This window comes from Streptomyces sp. NPDC058701 (assembly GCF_042715295.1).
Lineage (GTDB): Bacteria > Actinomycetota > Actinomycetes > Streptomycetales > Streptomycetaceae > Streptomyces.
Genome location: NZ_JBHXSY010000022.1, coordinates 112,954 through 129,477 on the forward strand (window position 1 = coordinate 112,954; position 16,524 = coordinate 129,477).

Annotated in this window: 10 protein-coding genes and 6 pseudogenes; 8 read left to right on the forward strand and 8 right to left on the reverse strand. The window is 68.9% G+C overall.

The annotated features are described in order from the left end of the window. The first annotated feature begins 218 nt into the window (after nt 1-218). The 4 genes and pseudogenes from ACFWW8_RS23155 to ACFWW8_RS23170 all read left to right on the forward strand — a co-directional run bounded on the left by ACFWW8_RS23155 (nt 219) and on the right by ACFWW8_RS23170 (nt 3,288). Nucleotides 219-599: an NPCBM/NEW2 domain-containing protein gene (locus ACFWW8_RS23155; protein WP_386530844.1), complete on the forward strand. Its 381-nt coding sequence runs from the start codon at nt 219-221 to the stop codon at nt 597-599. A gap of 1 nt (nt 600) precedes the next feature. After that, nucleotides 601-1,307: pseudogene (locus ACFWW8_RS23160) on the forward strand (4Fe-4S dicluster domain-containing protein); the annotation flags it as partial. Between the two features lie 558 nt (nt 1,308-1,865). Next, nucleotides 1,866-2,936: pseudogene (locus tag ACFWW8_RS23165) on the forward strand (relaxase domain-containing protein); the annotation flags it as partial. Beyond that, nucleotides 2,933-3,288: pseudogene (locus ACFWW8_RS23170) on the forward strand (hypothetical protein). The pseudogenes ACFWW8_RS23165 and ACFWW8_RS23170, both read left to right, overlap by 4 nt. Nucleotides 3,289-3,855: 567 nt before the next feature. On the opposite strand, the gene ACFWW8_RS23175 reads toward ACFWW8_RS23170, so the two are convergent. After that, nucleotides 3,856-4,329: a hypothetical protein gene (locus ACFWW8_RS23175; protein WP_386530845.1), complete on the reverse strand. Its 474-nt coding sequence runs from the start codon at nt 4,327-4,329 to the stop codon at nt 3,856-3,858. A 411-nt stretch (nt 4,330-4,740) separates the two neighbouring features. Here ACFWW8_RS23175 and ACFWW8_RS23180 point away from each other — a divergent pair, with 411 nt between their 5' ends. Then, entirely contained in the window at nt 4,741-5,382 is a 642-nt protein-coding gene (locus ACFWW8_RS23180) for a hypothetical protein (protein WP_386530846.1), read from the forward strand. Between the two features lie 43 nt (nt 5,383-5,425). Here ACFWW8_RS23180 and uppS read toward each other — a convergent pair whose 3' ends face one another. From uppS to ACFWW8_RS23205, 5 genes and pseudogenes are all read right to left on the reverse strand, one after another. Next, nucleotides 5,426-7,060 carry a polyprenyl diphosphate synthase gene (gene uppS / locus ACFWW8_RS23185; RefSeq protein WP_386530847.1) on the reverse strand — a complete coding sequence of 545 codons (1,635 nt, stop codon included), beginning with the start codon at nt 7,058-7,060 and terminating at the stop codon, nt 5,426-5,428. Between the two features lie 1,608 nt (nt 7,061-8,668). After that, nucleotides 8,669-8,803: pseudogene (locus tag ACFWW8_RS23190) on the reverse strand (IS5/IS1182 family transposase); the annotation flags it as partial. A gap of 501 nt (nt 8,804-9,304) precedes the next feature. Continuing rightward, complete coding sequence (locus tag ACFWW8_RS23195; RefSeq protein WP_386530848.1) at nt 9,305-10,063, reverse strand: cold-shock protein; 759 nt, start codon at nt 10,061-10,063, stop codon at nt 9,305-9,307. Nucleotides 10,064-10,113: 50 nt separating this feature from the next. After that, nucleotides 10,114-10,371, reverse strand: coding sequence for a hypothetical protein (locus ACFWW8_RS23200; RefSeq protein WP_386530849.1), 258 nt, complete (start codon nt 10,369-10,371; stop codon nt 10,114-10,116). Between the two features lie 1,717 nt (nt 10,372-12,088). Continuing rightward, a complete protein-coding gene (locus ACFWW8_RS23205) occupies nt 12,089-12,403 on the reverse strand; it encodes a hypothetical protein (RefSeq protein WP_386530850.1) in 315 nt (104 codons plus the stop codon). 261 nt (nt 12,404-12,664) lie between these two features. Here ACFWW8_RS23205 and ACFWW8_RS23210 point away from each other — a divergent pair. Next, nucleotides 12,665-12,898 (forward strand): annotated as a pseudogene (locus tag ACFWW8_RS23210) (transposase family protein); the annotation flags it as partial. Here the strand turns inward: ACFWW8_RS23210 and ACFWW8_RS23215 are convergent. Beyond that, nucleotides 12,784-13,101 carry a hypothetical protein gene (locus tag ACFWW8_RS23215; protein WP_386530851.1) on the reverse strand — a complete coding sequence of 106 codons (318 nt, stop codon included), beginning with the start codon at nt 13,099-13,101 and terminating at the stop codon, nt 12,784-12,786. The pseudogene ACFWW8_RS23210 and the gene ACFWW8_RS23215 overlap by 115 nt on opposite strands. Nucleotides 13,102-13,555: 454 nt before the next feature. Continuing rightward, on the reverse strand, nt 13,556-14,179 hold the full coding sequence (locus ACFWW8_RS23220; protein ID WP_386530852.1) for a hypothetical protein: 624 nt from the start codon (nt 14,177-14,179) through the stop codon (nt 13,556-13,558). A gap of 564 nt (nt 14,180-14,743) precedes the next feature. Between ACFWW8_RS23220 and ACFWW8_RS23225 the strand changes: the two are divergent. Both ACFWW8_RS23225 and ACFWW8_RS23230 read left to right on the forward strand, forming a co-directional pair. Then, a pseudogene (locus tag ACFWW8_RS23225) lies at nt 14,744-15,544 on the forward strand (IS5 family transposase). Between the two features lie 311 nt (nt 15,545-15,855). After that, nucleotides 15,856-16,524 (forward strand): MerR family transcriptional regulator (locus tag ACFWW8_RS23230; RefSeq protein ID WP_386530853.1); only part of this gene is annotated, 669 nt, incomplete at its 3' end.

Sequence of the window (16,524 nt, forward strand, 5' to 3'; positions counted from 1 at the left end):
AGGCGCTGGATTCAGGGCGTTCACGCGAGCTGCTGGTCGTGGGGCTGCTGGAACGCCGCCAGATCCGCGGCGGCGCAGCTCGCCATCCCATGCCTGTCACCGGCGAGCGCTGGCGTCCCGGACGTACAGCGCGTTCCGGCACAAATGATAGGGCTGGAGGGTGCGTTGAAGTTTCCCGCGGCGCACCCTGGAGGCATGCGGAAGGTGACGGCCGCACGATGACCATCGGCGGCACGACCTTCACCAAGGGCCTGGGTGTCCACGCCGTTTCGGAGCTCACCTACTTCCTGGCCGGCCGGTGCACCACCCTGACCGCCCGCGTCGGTGTCGACGACGAGGCCTCCAACGCGGCGGCCTCCGTCGTCTTCCAGGTGCTGCGCGACGGGACCAAGGTCACCGACAGCGGAACCCTCACCGCGGCCGACGCGGCGAGAACCCTGACCACCGACCTCACCGGCGCCCGGGAAATCACCCTGGCGGTCACCGACGCCGGCAACGGCAACGCCTACAACCACGCCGATTGGGCGGAGCCCGTCATCACCTGCAGCTGCGCAACTCGGCGCGGAGGTTGTCCGGTGCGAAGACGATCAGGGCCTTGAGCTGGTTGATCGCCGCGGTCGAAGGAAGGTCGTGCCCACCTGGTCCGACCTGGAGGTGTTCCTCCAACTGCTGCCGCGTTCCTCCACGGGCGAGCGGATGAACCCGTACACCTCGGCCTGGACCGGTGTGACGCCAGGAGACGGACCGCGGGAGTTCCATCTCGTCCTGCTGGACAACGGTCGCACCGACACCCTTGCCGACACGGTCGGCCGTCAGGTGCTCCCGTGCATCCGCTGCTCCGCCTGCCTGAACGTTTGCCCGGTCTTCGAGCGCACCGGCGGCCACGCCTACGGCTCGGTCTACCCCCGGACCGATCGGCGCCGTCCTGACACCGCAACTCGTCGGTGTCGAGCAGGCATCGTCCCTGCCGTTCGCCTCCACGCTCTGCGGGGCCTGCTACGACGCCTGCCCCGTGAAGATCAGCATTCCAGAGGTGCTGGCCCACCTGCGCGCCGAGGTGGTGGAGTCCAAGCGCCACCCACTCCAGCCCGAGGCGCTCGCGATGAGGGCCGCCGCCACAGTTCTCGACTCTCCGCGGCTGCTCTCCCTCGCACAGCGGGCCGCCTCCCTGGGCGGGCGGGCGGGCGCTCGCCCGGAACGGCCGGAGCGGCCGGATGCCCGGCCCGTTGCGCGGCTGGTCCGACTCCCGCGACACCCCTGTCCCGCCGCCCGAGTCCTTCCGTAGCTGGCGGCGCGAGAACCGCGGAGGTACCCGATGACCGGCCGCGAGCAGGTACTCGCCAGCATCCGAATCGCGCTCGGCGACGTCCCGGTGGACGAGAGTCCGGAGGACGTAGCTGTGCCACGAACCTACCGCCGCAGCCACATTCTGCCCGGCGAGAACGTCGTCGCCCTCTTCGCCGAACGGGTCGCCGACTACCGCGCCACCGTGACCAGCGTCACCGAGGTCAATCTGCCGGATGCCATCGCCGCGACCCTCATCGCCTCCGTCGGGATGGTGGTCGTCCAGACCGTGTGCGTCCCTGAGGAGACACCCGAGCTGCTCGCGGTGGCGGATTCCGGCGACCTGGTTGTCGGGGGTGGTCGGCTGGACCGATCTCACCGCCCCCGACATCACAGACCGGCCGGCCGCGCTGCTCGAAGGACCGGGGGGAGGAAAACTGGTGGGAATCCGCCATCAGGTTCAGGACGAGGCGGATCCCGGATGGCTGCTACGCCCGGACGTCCGGCGCGGTCTCCTTGCCGTCCGAGCTGCCGGTCTCGCCCATGACCTGGTCCTCAGGCCGCACCAGCTGGCAACCACTGAGGAGGTGACCGCCCGGCTCGGGTGGACGTGGGAGCCGCGCGAGGTGACGCCCGGCCGCCGGCCCGTCATGGAGATCGCGGGCATCGACCAGCGGCTCATCGGCTGGCAGTCGACCCGACGCCAGCAGATCGAGGACGCGCTGCCCGTCCTCACGGCGGAGTACGAAGCCGAGCACGGGCATGCGCCGGGGGAGCGGGCCGGCTATGCGCTGTCCTGCCGGGCCGCCGACCGGACGCGCCCGGCCAAGCGCAAGGAGCTGCGGTTGCTGTCCGAGCTGCGCGCGGTCTGGGCGGAGTCGGCGATCCGCAGGTTCGGCGCCGACACCATCGACCGACTTGCGGAGCGGGCGCGGGCGGCCGCCGCGGCGGTGTGGGCGCGAGTGCGGCCGGTGGTCGACGTCGTCCTGGCCGCCGTCGACGTCGTAGCCGTGGTGTACGTGATGCGCGGCGCGTTCAAGCGACACCATCTGCTCGCCGAAGCCCGCCGCTACCTCTCCTACGTCCTCCGCGGCCGACCCCACCACAGGGGCCTGGACGAACAGGTCGTGCAGACCGTCATCGACGACTACACCCGGCCCGCCGGACGGGGCCGGATGATGACCGCCGATCTGCGCGCGCTGTACCCGCGCGACACCGAGGACCAGGCCGTGCTGCGCCTGCTGACCCGCAATCGGACCGCTCCTCCCTACGAGCGGGCTCGTCTGGCAGCCGGAGCGCTGAGTGCCCGGGTCCACGCGGTGCGCCGGTCGGAGCGCCTGGGCTCCCGTGCCCGCCCGCACACCGTCGCCGTGCCTGGCGCCTCGAGGTCTCGTCCGCGTCCGTCGCGCACGGACCGGAAGGCCGGCCGCGGCCAGGAGCAGGGGACCGATGTCGCCGCGCTGGAGCAGACCCGCGCCACGATCGAGGCCGCCGCCAAGATGGCCGCCAAGCTCCAGGCCAGTGTCCGGGAGCGCGCCGCCGCACTCCGACCCGCGCCGCAGCCCGCCCCGGCGGCGTCCCCGCCGTCACACACGCAGCGGCCCGGCGTGCAGCAGCCGCCGGGCCGGACACCCAGTGGAGGAGTCGCATGAGCACACCGGAGGAGAACCCGGAGATCCCGGGACTCGAGGACGCCCTCGCCCGAGCCCGCGCAGCCCACAAGAAGATGGCCGCCGCGCTCGACGAGGACCAGGAGTCCGAGCTCGACGAGGACCTGGGGTGGCAGCCGGTGTGGAAGCGGCCCCGGAAGCACAAGTCGAAGGCGGCGGAGAAGGTGAGGTGCGCAAGCAGCGGCGTCGGCTCCAGGACGCCGGGAGGCGCCGCCTCGCCGCCGGGCAGTCGCGCCGGCCTCGCTCCCGGCAGAGCCGGATCGGCAACGCGCCCGCGCGCCGCGATGCCCGCGCCCTGTCCCGGGTGCGGCACTCCACCGCCTGGCTGTGGTGACGACGCCGGGCATCGTCCACCGAGTGGAGCCACGATGTTCAGCATCCAGTGGACGATGCTCTGCATCCGATGCAGAGCATCGAGTGGAGTCCAGCCGGTGAACTCCACTCCGGCGCGCACCGGCTGACGGTGGACTCCACTCCCGTGCGCACTTCCGACGATGCCCGGCACTCGATGTTCCGCACCGCACGCGAAGCGCATCTTCCGGATCGTGTGCACCGGCCGACCGCCTACCCCTTGACCAGGTCTGGGTGGCCGACCGGCGACCCCTTGACCAGGTTCGCCAGCGGAGTGTTTCCCCTGGACAGAGCCGGTCCCGGCCGCCGATCAGGTTGCGGTCAAGGGGGTGTGTGATAGGGGCCCGTCGCCCCGTGCTGCCGCACTCGGTGCGGTGCGGCAGCACGATGTCGTGTACCGCGATGTGCGGTGCGGTGCGGCGGTGCACACGCATCGGGTGCACCCGCCCGGCGCTGGTGCACACCCGATGCCCAGCCGATGCGCACCGTGCATCGCACCGCCCGGCGGTGGTGCGCACCGTGCGCGCACCACCGACGTCGACGGTGCGCACTACATGGCGGTGGTGCGCGCCGTGCGCGCTCCGGCCGGTGCGGGGTGCGCCGCCAGCGCCTGACCGAAGGCGATGACGTTCAGCTGCTGCAGGACGTCGGCGACTTCCTCGTGGTCCTGGGTGAGGATCTGCGTGGTGAAGCGGATGACGGCGAGGGCGAGGCCCGGAGCCGCGTCGGCGCCGGCCTGCTCGTGCCAGGACCGCAGGGTGCCCAGGAAGCAGATCCCCAGCTCGAACAGGGCGAACGAGCTGTCACACGGCACCGCTTCCTCGTCCCGGTCGGGCAGGTTGGTCGTCGGGATGACGATGTGGCGCGCAACCTCTATGAGCAGCGCGGGCATCCGCGGCTCGGCAGCGATGAACTCGGCGGCGGCTTCGGTGTCGCCGGCCTCGACCGCCCGGAGGTAGTTGAAGGCACTCATCACCGCGTGGGGAGTCATCGGGGTGAGCGGCATGGTGATGGTCTCGGACATGGAGGCTCCTCACGTACGGGCCGCTCTGCTGATCGCGGCGGCCTTAAGAGGAGCTTCGGGGCGTGGCCCTGTGGAAAGAGTCAGCGCTCGGGAGGGAGAAGTCTCCCTCCCCACAGGTGTGACGACGCAGTCTTTTTGGCAAGGAACGGTATAGACCTGCGCTGGCCAGGCGGATGTGACGCTGAGTAGTTGGCAAGGGTGGCGCACGCTAGTTGGCAAGCTCTGGTCACGGGCGGTGATCGTCCTGGGTGAGGGTGGCGTCCCTTGGCGTTTGAGGTGTCGCGTCATCGGCCGGAGTTTCCTTGCGTCCTTTCGGGTGGTTTGCGGGCTCTCCGCAGACCAGGCAGCAAGGTGCCTGAAGGATTCCTTGCGGGTCGTGCCCTACGGCCCGGGGAAGGATGGTGCGCATCGATGAGTGCGACACGACGAAACGTTCTGGGTGCCGCTCTGGCCGCGCCCTTGCTGGCGCAGTTCGCCGGGACGGCGTCCGCGGCGGATGAGAAGTACGGCACGGTCTCCGACGGCTGGGTCGAGGTCCGGTGGTCCCAGCCGGTCCAGGCGGAGCTGGACCGGCTGGGAGCGGTGGTCGAGGCCGTGGCCCCTGCCGAGATGGTCAAGTCCTCCGGTGGTCCGGCGGTGCGGTTCCCCGTGCGCTCCGGCAAAGGCGACCCCTCGCTGACGAAGCTGCCGAAGGCCAAGGGCGACGGTGCTCTCGACGGCGGAGTCTCGGTGCGCACACCGCTGGGCAACGTTCTGCTCACCGACCTGGAGGGCGCTCTGAAGGACGAACTGGCGTCGGGAAAGTGCAAGGTCAACGGCCTCGCTGTCGAACACACCTCGGCCCTCCGGTGCGGGGCGGAGAAGGGGAAACTGTCCACCGACAAGGTTCCGGTGGGCAAGCCGCTGAAGGTTCGGCTCAGTGAGGTGCCGCTGTACGCCACCCCCGAGATGCTCGAGGCGTACACCGCGACGTTCGGCACGTCCACGTTCAGCGAAGACACGGTGCTGGGGTATGTGACCGTAACCGGCACGTACACTCCGCCGAAGCCGTGAGGTGAGCCTGGGCCCGGGCTCAGGACGCCCGGCTCAGGAGGGCTTAAGCCGGCTTTGCTGAGCGGACTGGCTCTGTTGGCCGGGTGGGTCCGGGGAGAGTGCCGCCGAAGCGGCGTTGGCGGCCGGCGTAGATGGTGACCGCTTCCCGTAGCTGTTCCAGGCCGAAGCTGGGCCAGGGAGTGGGGTCGAAGACCATCTCGGCATAGGCCAGATGCCAGGGCAGGAAGTTGCTGATCCGCTGCTCACCGGAGGTGCGGATCAGCAGATCAACGTCCGGAAGGCCGGGTGCGTACATGTGCCGGTCCAGGTCGGCGGGGCCGATGTCCTTGGGCCGGATCGCTCCGGTGGCTGCTTCGGCGGCCAGCGCGCGGGCGGCCTCGACCAGTTCTTCGCGGCCGCCGTAGTCGACGCAGACGGTCAGCGTCAGCGTCTCGTTGTTCGACGTCATGCTCTCTACCAGGGTCAGTGCGGAGGCCAGCGACGGGTCGATGCGGTCACGCCGCCCGCACCAGCGCATCCGCACCCCCAGGTCGTGCAGCCACTCCGCACCCCCCCGGGCCATCGCATCGCCCATGATCTCGAACAAAGCGTCCAGTTCGTCCTGGGAACGGGTCCAGTTCTCGGTGGAGAACGCGTAGAAGGTCAGGTGCCGCACTCCCAGCCGCAGTGCGGCGTTGACCAGGCGCACCGCGGACCACCCACCCGCCTGATGCCCCCAGGAGGCCGGCCGGCCCTGCTCCGAGGCCCATCGGCGGTTGCCGTCCATGATGACCGCGACATGCTCGGGCACCGTGTCCACCTCCGCGTGCGCCCATACAGGGCGGCGGGAGGCCCCGTCGGCAGACACCAGCGGCTCGAGACCTTGAGTGAAGACCCGCTCCTGGCGGAGGGCGACCTCGTCGAACTGCAGATGGGCCCCCAGCACCAGCACGTGCAGGAACGGCTGATACTCGCGCTCCACCATTCCCGTCACCGGCGCCGCCTGCTCCAGCAGGACTTTCCAGCGGCCCAGTTGCATGCGCACCAGTTCCGCCAGCGCCCCGGGACGTTCACCGCGCACGAGATCACTCACCTCCAGTCCCAGTGCCCGCAGATCGTCGCGCGGCAGGTAGCACCGGCCGGCAGCGAGGTCCTCCGGCATATCCTCGAACTGGTCCACCACCTGGCCCGCCTCGCCGAGCAAAGAGATCAGCCCCAGCACCTCCGGCCCCCTCAGGCCCACCAGCGGGGACCACAGCTCGAAGTGCGCACCCGCCACCCCCCTCAGATATCGCCGCTGGTCCTGGAACGTCTCGAAGACAGGAGGACTGACGCAATCGGTCTCCAGGACGCCCAGATGCTCCTCGATCACCGCACGGTCAAGATCCCACCGCCACACCGTGTCCACGAACGCCCGCAGCATCGGATGCCCGCTGCCCCCCGACCGCAGCCCCTCGCGGACGGCGGAATACCAACGGGCAAGCCGCCGCTCACGCTCCGCCGCGGTTCCGCCCCTGTCCGCGATGGCGTCAGTCCACAGAGCGAAGCCGTTGACAGCATGCATGTGCGGGCGCACCGGAGCAGGCAGCAGTTCACCCGCCCGCCACAGCGGCGCATGGGACTGCCTGGTCACCGCCTCGCACAGCTCGTAGGACTCACGCAACTCGGACGAACCAAACGAAGTCTCACCACTCGTCATGCACAGACCTCCCCTTCAACCACGCCGTCGCCAGCACACCGCACCGTGCAGCGCGGCCGACGACCGCCTCCCCACCGATCATGAGCGGGCGACCCTCCCATCACTAACGAGACGCCGACCGGCCGGTACCGGGCAGCAAAGTGCTGGCGGGCCCGCACGATCGTCGATTGGACGAGCGACTCGCTCTGCGCCTGGCGGGCCATCAGAGCCCAAGGTGCGCCGGGCGGGCGCGGCGATGACGACGATCGCTCGAACGAGAGTGGGGAACAGTCGGGTCCGCTGACATCCCTGGGTCGGCTGACCCCTGTCGTCCCTTGCTCTGACGAGGCATCTACCTACTTGTCCCACAACGCAGAGTAACTACCTTGTGGTGCCGGTCACGGACAAATCCGCCCGGTCCAGAGGTAGCCAAGGAGAAATCGGACACCTGTCGTGGGTGATCGTCAGACCGCGGTCAAGGGGGTCTTTTCAACGGTGGCTCCGGCCCGTGCGCGCTTCCGCGTGGGGGCCGGACCTGTCACCGATCCGGCCGCGAAGGCCGGAGAACCGCGAGGATCCGATGACCACCGCCCCTACCCCGCACACCGCGTTGGCCCCGGCTGGCACAGCCGCGACGGCGGGCCCCGCTGTGAGCCCTGCGGCGAGCCCCACACCCAGCCCCGCAGCGGTCAGCCGCCGCCTGAGCGTTGTCGCTGATCAGACCCCCAATCCGCCCGTCCCGGCCGGTTGCAACTCCTCTTCTCCCAGCACTGATGTACCTGGAGAAGCGTCCCGGGCCCGGAAGGAAGCGGCGGCGAAGGCCGGCGCGGACATCCGCGGCGAGGCCCTGCTGGCCCTCGCACAGTTGCGCCTGGCCACCCCCCGCCAGCTCAAGGCCCTTCTGCTGCCGCACCAGCAGGGCACCGACCACGTACGCCGCGCCCTGCGCAACCTGCTCGACGAGTCCCCGGCTCTTGTGGGACGGACTCACCGCGCCCAGCAGAGCTACTGGTACTGCACCCCGGCCGGCCTCGCCGAAGCGGCCGCCTCCGGCGAGCTCGCGCCGACGGAGCCGACAAGGCCTGACAGCCACTCGCCCGCCCGATCCGCCGATCGGCCACGGGTTCTGGGCACTGGACAACTCGCCTCAACAACGCCCCCAAGCCCCAGGCGGGCGTAGGACATCGTGCGGTCGATCTCCACGAACGCGCTGGAGCCGCTCGCCAGGCAGCGTCCTCGGCGGTCGTGGGGACTACCTGTAAGGCCGGTAATCGACAAGGTGGCGCGAAGCAACCCCGCTCTCCGTTCGGCCGGACTACGGGGAAGCGCATCGCCGCCAGCAAGACGGGACTTCGCCGTGCGGCGGGGGGTGACGGGCGACATGGGCGGTGGACTCGCTGATCCCGAACCCGGCGGCGATCTTCGCCAAAGTGGTGTGCTCGCGCAGGGCGGACCTCGAACTGCCCTGACCCGCCGCACCGGCGTGCCCCTGGACGCCGGATCGGCTGGGGGAACGCCAGGGGGCCTGACGCCGTGGGGGTCCGAGTGGTGCCGCCAGCCGTCGCGGGCCCCGGGGCGTCGGGCGGGTGCCCGCCAGTCCGCGTGATCGGCCATCTCCGCTTGGTGGAGGTACACCAGTGCCACCGTCGCGCGCTGGGACGGACGGAGCTTGCAACGCCGGTCGCCCTCACGGGTGACGATCAGCATGGTGACCCACTCCACGAGTGCGTGCGGCAGGTCGATTGTGGCAGGATGGGCGACCAACGAGGCCCCCGAGCAGCGTAATTGAGACGTCAGACATCTCGATCAACAGCCCGGGGCCCTCCCTCGTTTCGCTTCACGGACCGTCACCCGATCGGTGGCCACATCGAAGAAGCTCATTCAAGCAGCCGATGCCACGAACGTCCTTCTGGCCGACGGACGCCCCGCGGTCCTGGCGGGCTGGACCGTGCGGCGGCAGTGACGATGCCGACTTCGCCGCGACCTGCAGCGCGAGTACCTGACCTTACTGGCGGTCCTGATCACCGGCCATACCGATCGCCGTGTGGTGCGTCTGCCGGGCCTGGACGGACTGGACGGCTGAGCGGTGGATCAATGCCGAGGTCGCTGACGACGCGGTCCCTGGATGTCCTGTGCCGGCAGATCCCGGCCCGGGCCCGGGCAGGTGCCCAGCCCGCGCTCGCACGGGAAGGCCTCTGGGACGCGTGACGCCGCTGACCAGAGACGGAAAGACTCCCCGGTGCAGGGTCACCGTGTGCGATGGGTTCAGGTCGGGGTCTCGCTGCGGACCTGACGGTGGATGTTGTCGGCCCGTTGTCCCGCACTGTCCAGGGTGACGTCGAAGAAGACCTTCTCACCCGGGCGCAGACGGCGTTCCCTTCCGTGAATTGCCGTGGCTTCTGCCTGAATGTCAGGTCCGGCACCCTCCTGGCTGATGAGACCGGTGCCCCGGTCAGGGTCGAACCACTTCACAACGCCGCACGGCGACACGCTTCCCCTCTCGGCTCGGGTCGGATCCGGAAGTCGATACTGTCCGCCCGATTTCCACCGGTGGGGAGGGCGCGAACAGGGGCGTGAAGCAGCGGACCCCAGTGTGAACTGCAGTCGGCAGGCGCCCATGGCGGCCAACGCGCCGTAGCGGCGCGTCTTGTCGGCAGCCCCGGGGTGGGTTTGCTCGCCCGATGAGGGCGCGGGCCGCAAACCGGGTCTGGCCGGTGACCGTGGTCCGGTGAGGCGGGCGGTGTGAGCCGGGCGCGTAGTACGACTCCGGAGCGGTATCACCTGGCGGTGGGGGAGGTGCCGGCATGCGTGCGAGCGGCATTCCCGGGTCAGGTCGGGCTGGGTAGATCCCACTGCTGCCTGCCCCAGCGGGCTGCGTCGTCTCGGTCTCTCGCACACTGTCACCGCCCAGGTCTGTACCGGCCCCGAGACGTGACTGCGGCATTCACGATCCAGCTGTTGGACCACGTACCCGACATCGCACGGCGCCGGGTGAAGCTGAAGCGGAGAGAGTCTCGGCCGCATCCTTCAGTGGTCCACCTGGCAGGCAAGAGCGGCGCTACGACGCTTCCCGTTCACCGTTGGCGCTGCGTAGCATCGGCACCTGCGGCGATGACCTCGGCGAGCCGGTTGGCGAAGTCGGCGTTGCATCCTCCCAGCCGGACGTAGCCGTGGCCGGCTACCGGCCCGTCGTTGCTCAGGGAGGGAAGGGTCATGTCTGCGAGCGCGAGCGCCGCTTGGAGGTTGGTGACGGCGTCTTCGCCTGCCTGGTAGGCGGCGTCCTGACGCCGCCTGTACCGGATTCGTTCAGCGTGAGTCATCTCGTACACCATGTTGTGTTGCTGACCTCTCGTGGTAGACGTGAGTGTGAGGCGCCGGAGCGCGTTGTGACTGCGGTTCAGCGAGGTATGCGCAGGTGCGGGGTGCGCCAGCCCTCTGCGGACAAAGCCCATGGCCGCCGCGACACTGGTTACCTCGGCAGCCCGTACGCCGCAGAAATCGACGCCTTCAGTTGCCGGGCCGGGCATGACCGTGGCTCACTGCGCGTTGCCCAGGTGTGCCGCAACAACCGGACCCGGGGGTGCGGTCCGGGCCGCATTGCGGTGGGCGGGGTCCAGGGCTAGCTGGTGGGGACAACGGTGGGTAGACCGTTGGGCTGAGTCTGCGTACGACCCGTGACTATCGTTTTCGATCTTCGTTTTGCAGGTGCAGGCGAGCACTCATTTGACGTGGGGAAAGGACCGAGTTGGCCAGGGATTTGGCGGCCGCTACCGCGTCTGATCTTCACGGTCGCCGCCGGTGTGGAACTCGACCGACGTGGGACGTCGTCCGACAGTGCCATTTACGATGTGACGCAACACCCGGATTTCCCCTCCCGCTGTTGGAGGGCCGACTCATCTCGCCCATGACACGACTGTCAACCGGCCAGAAAGCACCGACGGTACGCACGTGCGCCCAGCCCTCCTGCGGGACATCCCTGGCCCTGCCGAGCAGGCAATCGGAGAAAGCCCCCGCCCCGTCGGCGAGACATCGCTCCGCGTTCCGATGCATCCGGGCTCCGCCGTCTCTCCCCGTAACCGCAGCCCATCGCATCGCCCGAGCCTGGGGCCGTGACAGCGACTGGCACTTCCCCACGCGTACGACCGGTATGCGGCCTACCCTAATCTGTGACTGTGGGACGGCGAGCGGACAGCCCTGTCGTCCACCGCGGGGTAGCCGGGGGAGACCCTATCCGGGCTGCGTCCGGCCGCGGCCGTCTGCCTGATCTGAGCTGGGGCCGAGGGCGTCGGATTTCGGTGTCGTGGAGTGGTCTGGCGAGGCGGCCGCGTGAGGGTGATCTGGCGGACCAGCTGTTGGAAGCATGCCAGTGCCGCGATGGCGGGAAGGGCAGAGGCTGCCCCCGCAGCGATCGTTCTGGGTGCCTGGGCTACGCACAGAAGTGTGGCCAGGGTGGAGAACAACAGCACGATGGACCAGGAATGGAGGGCGCGGCGCTGGTGCAGAGCGGATCTGAGGATGGACAGGGAGGCGACCATCCAGGGGCCGTAGATCAGCAGTGGCCACCAGATGACCACTTCACGGGCCGTGTGCGGTGCGGCGCTGTGTCGCAGGGCGTCGCAGATGGCCAGCCCGCTGAAGATGCTCACCACAGCGGCGATGGCGGCGACCAGCACGGCGGTGAACAGACTTCCCGTTTGCAGCAGGGTCGTTACCGGCGGCTTCGACTGGTTTCGGCGGTGTCCGTTGGCCGGTGGTGTGGGCGGACGTTCGGTAGGGGTGTGCGGTAGCCCTGCGACGAACCCGATGGTGCCGGCTGCCTCATCGATGCCGTCGAAGCTGACTCGGGTTGAGGGTTCCGGCTGCCCTAGTGCAGTACTTTCTTGGAGAAGGATGGCGAGTTCCTCCGCCGGATCCCACGGCCGATGCTCCGTACCGGGCGCTCCGAGAAATTGTTCAGGGGAGGGGTGCTGTACGTGCTCGGGCCGGCCCCAGAGCGCGGAGGTGTCCGCCCAGGGTTGGAGGCCGTGAATGTCCGGGTATCCATACGGCTCATACACGGGCGCTGCCACCCGAGCACTCGCCGACAGCCGTTGCGAATGGTGCCGTCTTGCCCGAGCGCCTGCCGAACTCGACCTGGATCAGGCTCATCTTATGGAGGAAGTCCTCAAAGATCGAGGAGGAGTAACGAAGATCGATTTCCCCACCTTCGTGTCCCAGCGTTGCGTCCCGGGTCTCGCCGCAGTCGGTTGAGCGCGGAGTGAACATCCACTTCCCGATCCGGGTGACCCCGGAGTGAAAGCCGCCTCCCTGCCCATCTTCCTCTGCAGTCCTGCTGAGGGAGAGGGGGAACTGTGCTGTTGTCATATTCCATAAACGCTCGCGACGTCGCTCTGGGTGCGTGCCATCCGGGTGATGGTGGTCGCCGAATGGGCGTTGACGCTGTCCCGTCGGTTTTGCAAACCAACCAGGAGGGCAGCAGCCCAGGGGCGTTTCAAAGTCGTGCTGATCACGCGGGTCCGCAGGTCGCGGCGGTACGAGGAGTCCGGGTGGGCCCGTCACGAACGCAGCGAAACTCCGGTTGATCGGGGTGACCTTCCCAAGTCGCTTTGCGCCACCGGAGTTTCGATGTGCCGCCAGTCTGCCACCGTCTGCCTCGTCAAGTCGCCCGCTCTGGAGGGTGTAGCTGGACTCCCGCTCGTGGATCGGTTGCGGGTGCTGCGCGATCCGCGTCTGCGGGGGGTGCGTCACCCGTTTGTGGCGGTGCTGCTGGTTGCCGCCTCGGCGGTGATCGCCGGCGCGCGCTCGTACGCGGCCATCGGACAGTGGTCCGCGAACGCTCCGCAGCACGCTCTGGCCCGGCTCGGCGCCCGCGCGGTGGGCGTGCGGGTCGCACCAAGCGCCGCCACGATCCGGCGGTCATCGGCCAAGTCTGCCCCGGCGCGGCGCGCTGGTCGGCGCGCAGCTTCGAGGAGTTCGGCCCGCGCCCCGGGTGCGGGGGCGTACGGCGGCGTGACGGGTGCGTGGTCGGGCTGCGCGCTCATCTGGTCCTCGCGGCGGGTCATCACCTCACGGTACGCGCGCCGGTGGCCGTGGATGCAGGCACGGACGGATCCCCTTCTACCGGGTGCTCTGCACGACGATGTGGCCGAAGCCGAACTCGGGCCGGCGGACTGGCGTAGCGGAAGCCGGTCAGGATGGCGCCGAGGGCAGTGTCCATCGCGGAGCGGCCGGGGAGCAGCTCGGGGGCACTGGGGGAAGCCCGTCGGCCAGGCGCAGGAGGGTGGCCGTTTCCTCCTCCTGGCGCCGGTAGTCGTCGGCGGCTTGACGGTTCGCCGTACGTTCGGCGTCGTTCGTCGGGTCCGGGTACCGGTGAGCCGAAGCACGGCAGTTGTCGCCGGCAGAGCTGATTGAGCTGGTGTATGAGACCGGTCGAAGCAGCCTGATTGTCATCTGTGAGGCACGCGGCTTGTCACAGATCCTCGTTCCGGACCACCGTGGCCGACTACGAAAGACCTCTCAGTACCCCCAGCTGGCGTAGATGGTGACGTTCTCGCCATTGTCCCTGGCTCCGACGCACACGTCACGCCAATCGAGCAGCCAGCCGCTGGAGCGGCAGCTCTCTTGCTGGAGGCCCAGTTCGCGGATGATCTCCGGGCGGGACATGCCGTCCTCGCTGGTGACCGTTGCGGCGCGCGAACAGCCGCCAGAACCGCAGCTGGTGCCTTCGTTGACCATGCTGATGCCTGGCGGCAATGAGGGGTAAGCCTTGGACGGCGGGGCCTCCGAGCCTTCGCTGAGCATCAGCGCGTACAGAAGGCCGACCACGAGGGTGAGGGCGAACTGCGTCCCCAGGAAGCCGATCGCTCCGTTGCGGCGGGAGGTCCATTCCGGGGGAGGAGAGTTCTCATGCCGTCCTTCCAGTCCCGTGCCGCAGGCGATGAGCAGGGGCGCGAGAGCCGTGAACACGAGATGGGCGTCGGGCCTGGGGGCGTCGATCCATCCCTGCTGGACACTGATCAGCAGACTGGCTCCGGCGAGCAGCGTGCCGCCGATCGCGAAGCCGACGGGGCGGGTGCGGGCGATCGTCATCCAGATGACGGCGGGTGCGACGGCGAAGAGTATCCCCAAGACGATCAACATGTACGGGGGGACGTGCGGCCCCGACCGCCCGGTTCCACACGGCCGGGGCTCACCTCAGGTCCGCAGGCCGGTCGTTCATGCCGTGAGTGCGGCGAAGTCGTCGTTGCCAAAGTCTCACCTGTGCGCACCTACGGCCTTGCCGGTGACAACAAGCCTGCCTATGTGACAGCTATCGCGCTTCGGCTCATGGGCTGTGCCGAAGCACGATAGGTGTCACCAGCAGCCTTCACTGACCTGCGGTTCTAATCACGTGAAGCATGGTGGCTGTCACCAGCTCGACGCTCTGCTGGCTGCCGGCCCGGATAGTCAGCCTCGTGTGGCTTGAGCGTTCCAATCGGAGACGGTCGCCACGCAGGGCGCTCAGGCAGTTCGGTTCAGGCGGACGGTGGAACCGGTCCTGTCCGGGCGGTGTCTGGGCAGGCATGGATGATCTTCTGTTTTTCGCCCTGGTCTTCGGGCCGTTCCTGGCACCCTGCATGGGCCTGGGCGCCGCCGTCGCGCTCGTCCGACGGGTCTGTGAGACGTCATCTCATTTGGCTGGGTAAGCTGCCAGTCGTGGCGAGGATTGTTGAGCGGCTGGTGCCGGATGAGTTGTGGGAACTACTCCAGCGGGTGGTGCCGGAGGCGCCGTCGCGGCCTCCGGGTGGGGGCCGGCGTCGGCACGGCGACCGGGAGGTGCTGGCCGCGATCGTCTTCGTGGCGACCTCGGGCTGCACGTGGCAGCAGGTGCCGACCGCGTGATTCGGGCCGTCCGGCGCGACGGCTCACCGGCATTTCACCGAGTGGTCGAAAGCCCGGGTGTGGGCCAAACTCCACCGCCTGGTGCTGGATGAACTCGGATCCCGCGGCGAGCTGGACTGGTCGCGGTGCGCGATCGACTCGGTGAACATGCGGGCCCTGAAAAAGGGGAGCTGACAGGTCCGAATCCTGTAGACCGGGGTAAGTACGGGTCAAAGACCTACTTGATCACGGAGTGAACGGGACTGCCCCTGCCCATCGGCATCTCGGGCGCCAACACGCACGACAGTCAGGTACTGATCCTGCTGGTGCAGGGCATACCGCCGATCCGATCCCGCCGGGGACCCCGGCGGCGCAGGCCCCACAAGCTCCACGCCGACAAGGGCTATGACTACAGCCACCTACGGCGATGGTTGTCCGGCCGAGGCATCCGGCACCGCATCGCCCGCAGAGGCATCGAGACTTCGCAACGGCTCGGCCGCCACCGTTGGACCATCGAACGTACCATGTTCTGGCTCGCCGGATGCCGACGCCTGCACCGCCGCTACGAACGCAAAGCCGACCACTTCCTGGCCTTCACCCAGCATCGCCTGCACCCTCATCTGCTACCGCAGACTCACCGAATAGGGACGGATACGGCCGGGCTGGATTCGACCTCCTGCGACACCAAGTCCTCCTCGCGGACTGAGTACCGTCACTCGCCGTTACCGAACCACAAGAAGTGGATCAGAACCGTGGGAATTCCCCAGCGGCGGCCACTTGGCGGGGAGCCATCTGGCCGCCGGTGGTCACTCTGCGTTCCCGGATGGTTCTTCGTTCTTGATCGGTCCCGGCGGCAGCCAGGGCCTGGCTCCGGTGGCACCTGGACGGGGTTGTTGCACATGCCGTAGCGGCATGTGGTGGGGTCGGGGCATCACGCACGAAAGGTTCTGTCTGCGATGTACCCCTCCCTCACGCCTCCCCGGCAGGTCAAGATCGGTGATGCCGCTGCGTTCGTCGGGATCACTCCACGCGCCATCCGCCACTACCACGCGATCGGTCTGCTGCCGGAACCCGAGCGCGGTGGGGACGGCCGCCGCCGCTACGGCTATGACGACATGACCCGCCTGCTGTGGATCCGCAAGATGGCTGATGCCGGTATCAGCCTGGACGACATGCGGGCCGCCTTTGGCGAAGCCCGGGGCGAAGCTGGAGACGAAGCCCTGGACCACGCCCCGGATATCGAGTCGGTCCTGAGCAGGCTGGAGGAATCATTGGCGGCGCAGGAGGCCGCCATCAAACGTCGGCGCGCGGCTGTCCAGCGCCTGCAGGCGGTGGGCAGCCCGCTGGGGCTGCTCTCCGCACTGGTCACGGACCGGCTCAGCCACCTGCCCCCGGGAGCGTTGCGCCCCTCCGATCTGGACGCCCTGCTAGTCACGGAACGGATCTTCGGGCCGCTGGGCGCCGCCATCCAGGCCAGTACGTTCATCGTGCTGGCCACCCACCCCGACCTGCGGGCCGAGGAGGACCGTCTTGAGGCGGCCGAGGCCGCTCTCGACGACGGCGTCGAACCCGACGACCCGCGCGTCGAAGAGCTCGCCGTACAGCGATGCGCTCACCAAATGGCC

Coding starts and splice junctions, on each gene's coding strand:
- ACFWW8_RS23155 (WP_386530844.1), top strand. CDS start 219: ATGACCATCGGCGGCACGACCTTCACCAAGGGCCTGGGTGTCCACGCC.
- uppS (WP_386530847.1), bottom strand. CDS start 7,060: ATGACGAGTGGTGAGACTTCGTTTGGTTCGTCCGAGTTGCGTGAGTCC.
- ACFWW8_RS23175 (WP_386530845.1), bottom strand. CDS start 4,329: ATGTCCGAGACCATCACCATGCCGCTCACCCCGATGACTCCCCACGCG.
- ACFWW8_RS23215 (WP_386530851.1), bottom strand. CDS start 13,101: ATGACCCGCCGCGAGGACCAGATGAGCGCGCAGCCCGACCACGCACCC.
- ACFWW8_RS23220 (WP_386530852.1), bottom strand. CDS start 14,179: ATGTTGATCGTCTTGGGGATACTCTTCGCCGTCGCACCCGCCGTCATC.
- ACFWW8_RS23205 (WP_386530850.1), bottom strand. CDS start 12,403: ATGACAACAGCACAGTTCCCCCTCTCCCTCAGCAGGACTGCAGAGGAA.
- ACFWW8_RS23200 (WP_386530849.1), bottom strand. CDS start 10,371: ATGGTGTACGAGATGACTCACGCTGAACGAATCCGGTACAGGCGGCGT.
- ACFWW8_RS23195 (WP_386530848.1), bottom strand. CDS start 10,063: ATGCGGCCGAGACTCTCTCCGCTTCAGCTTCACCCGGCGCCGTGCGAT.
- ACFWW8_RS23180 (WP_386530846.1), top strand. CDS start 4,741: ATGAGTGCGACACGACGAAACGTTCTGGGTGCCGCTCTGGCCGCGCCC.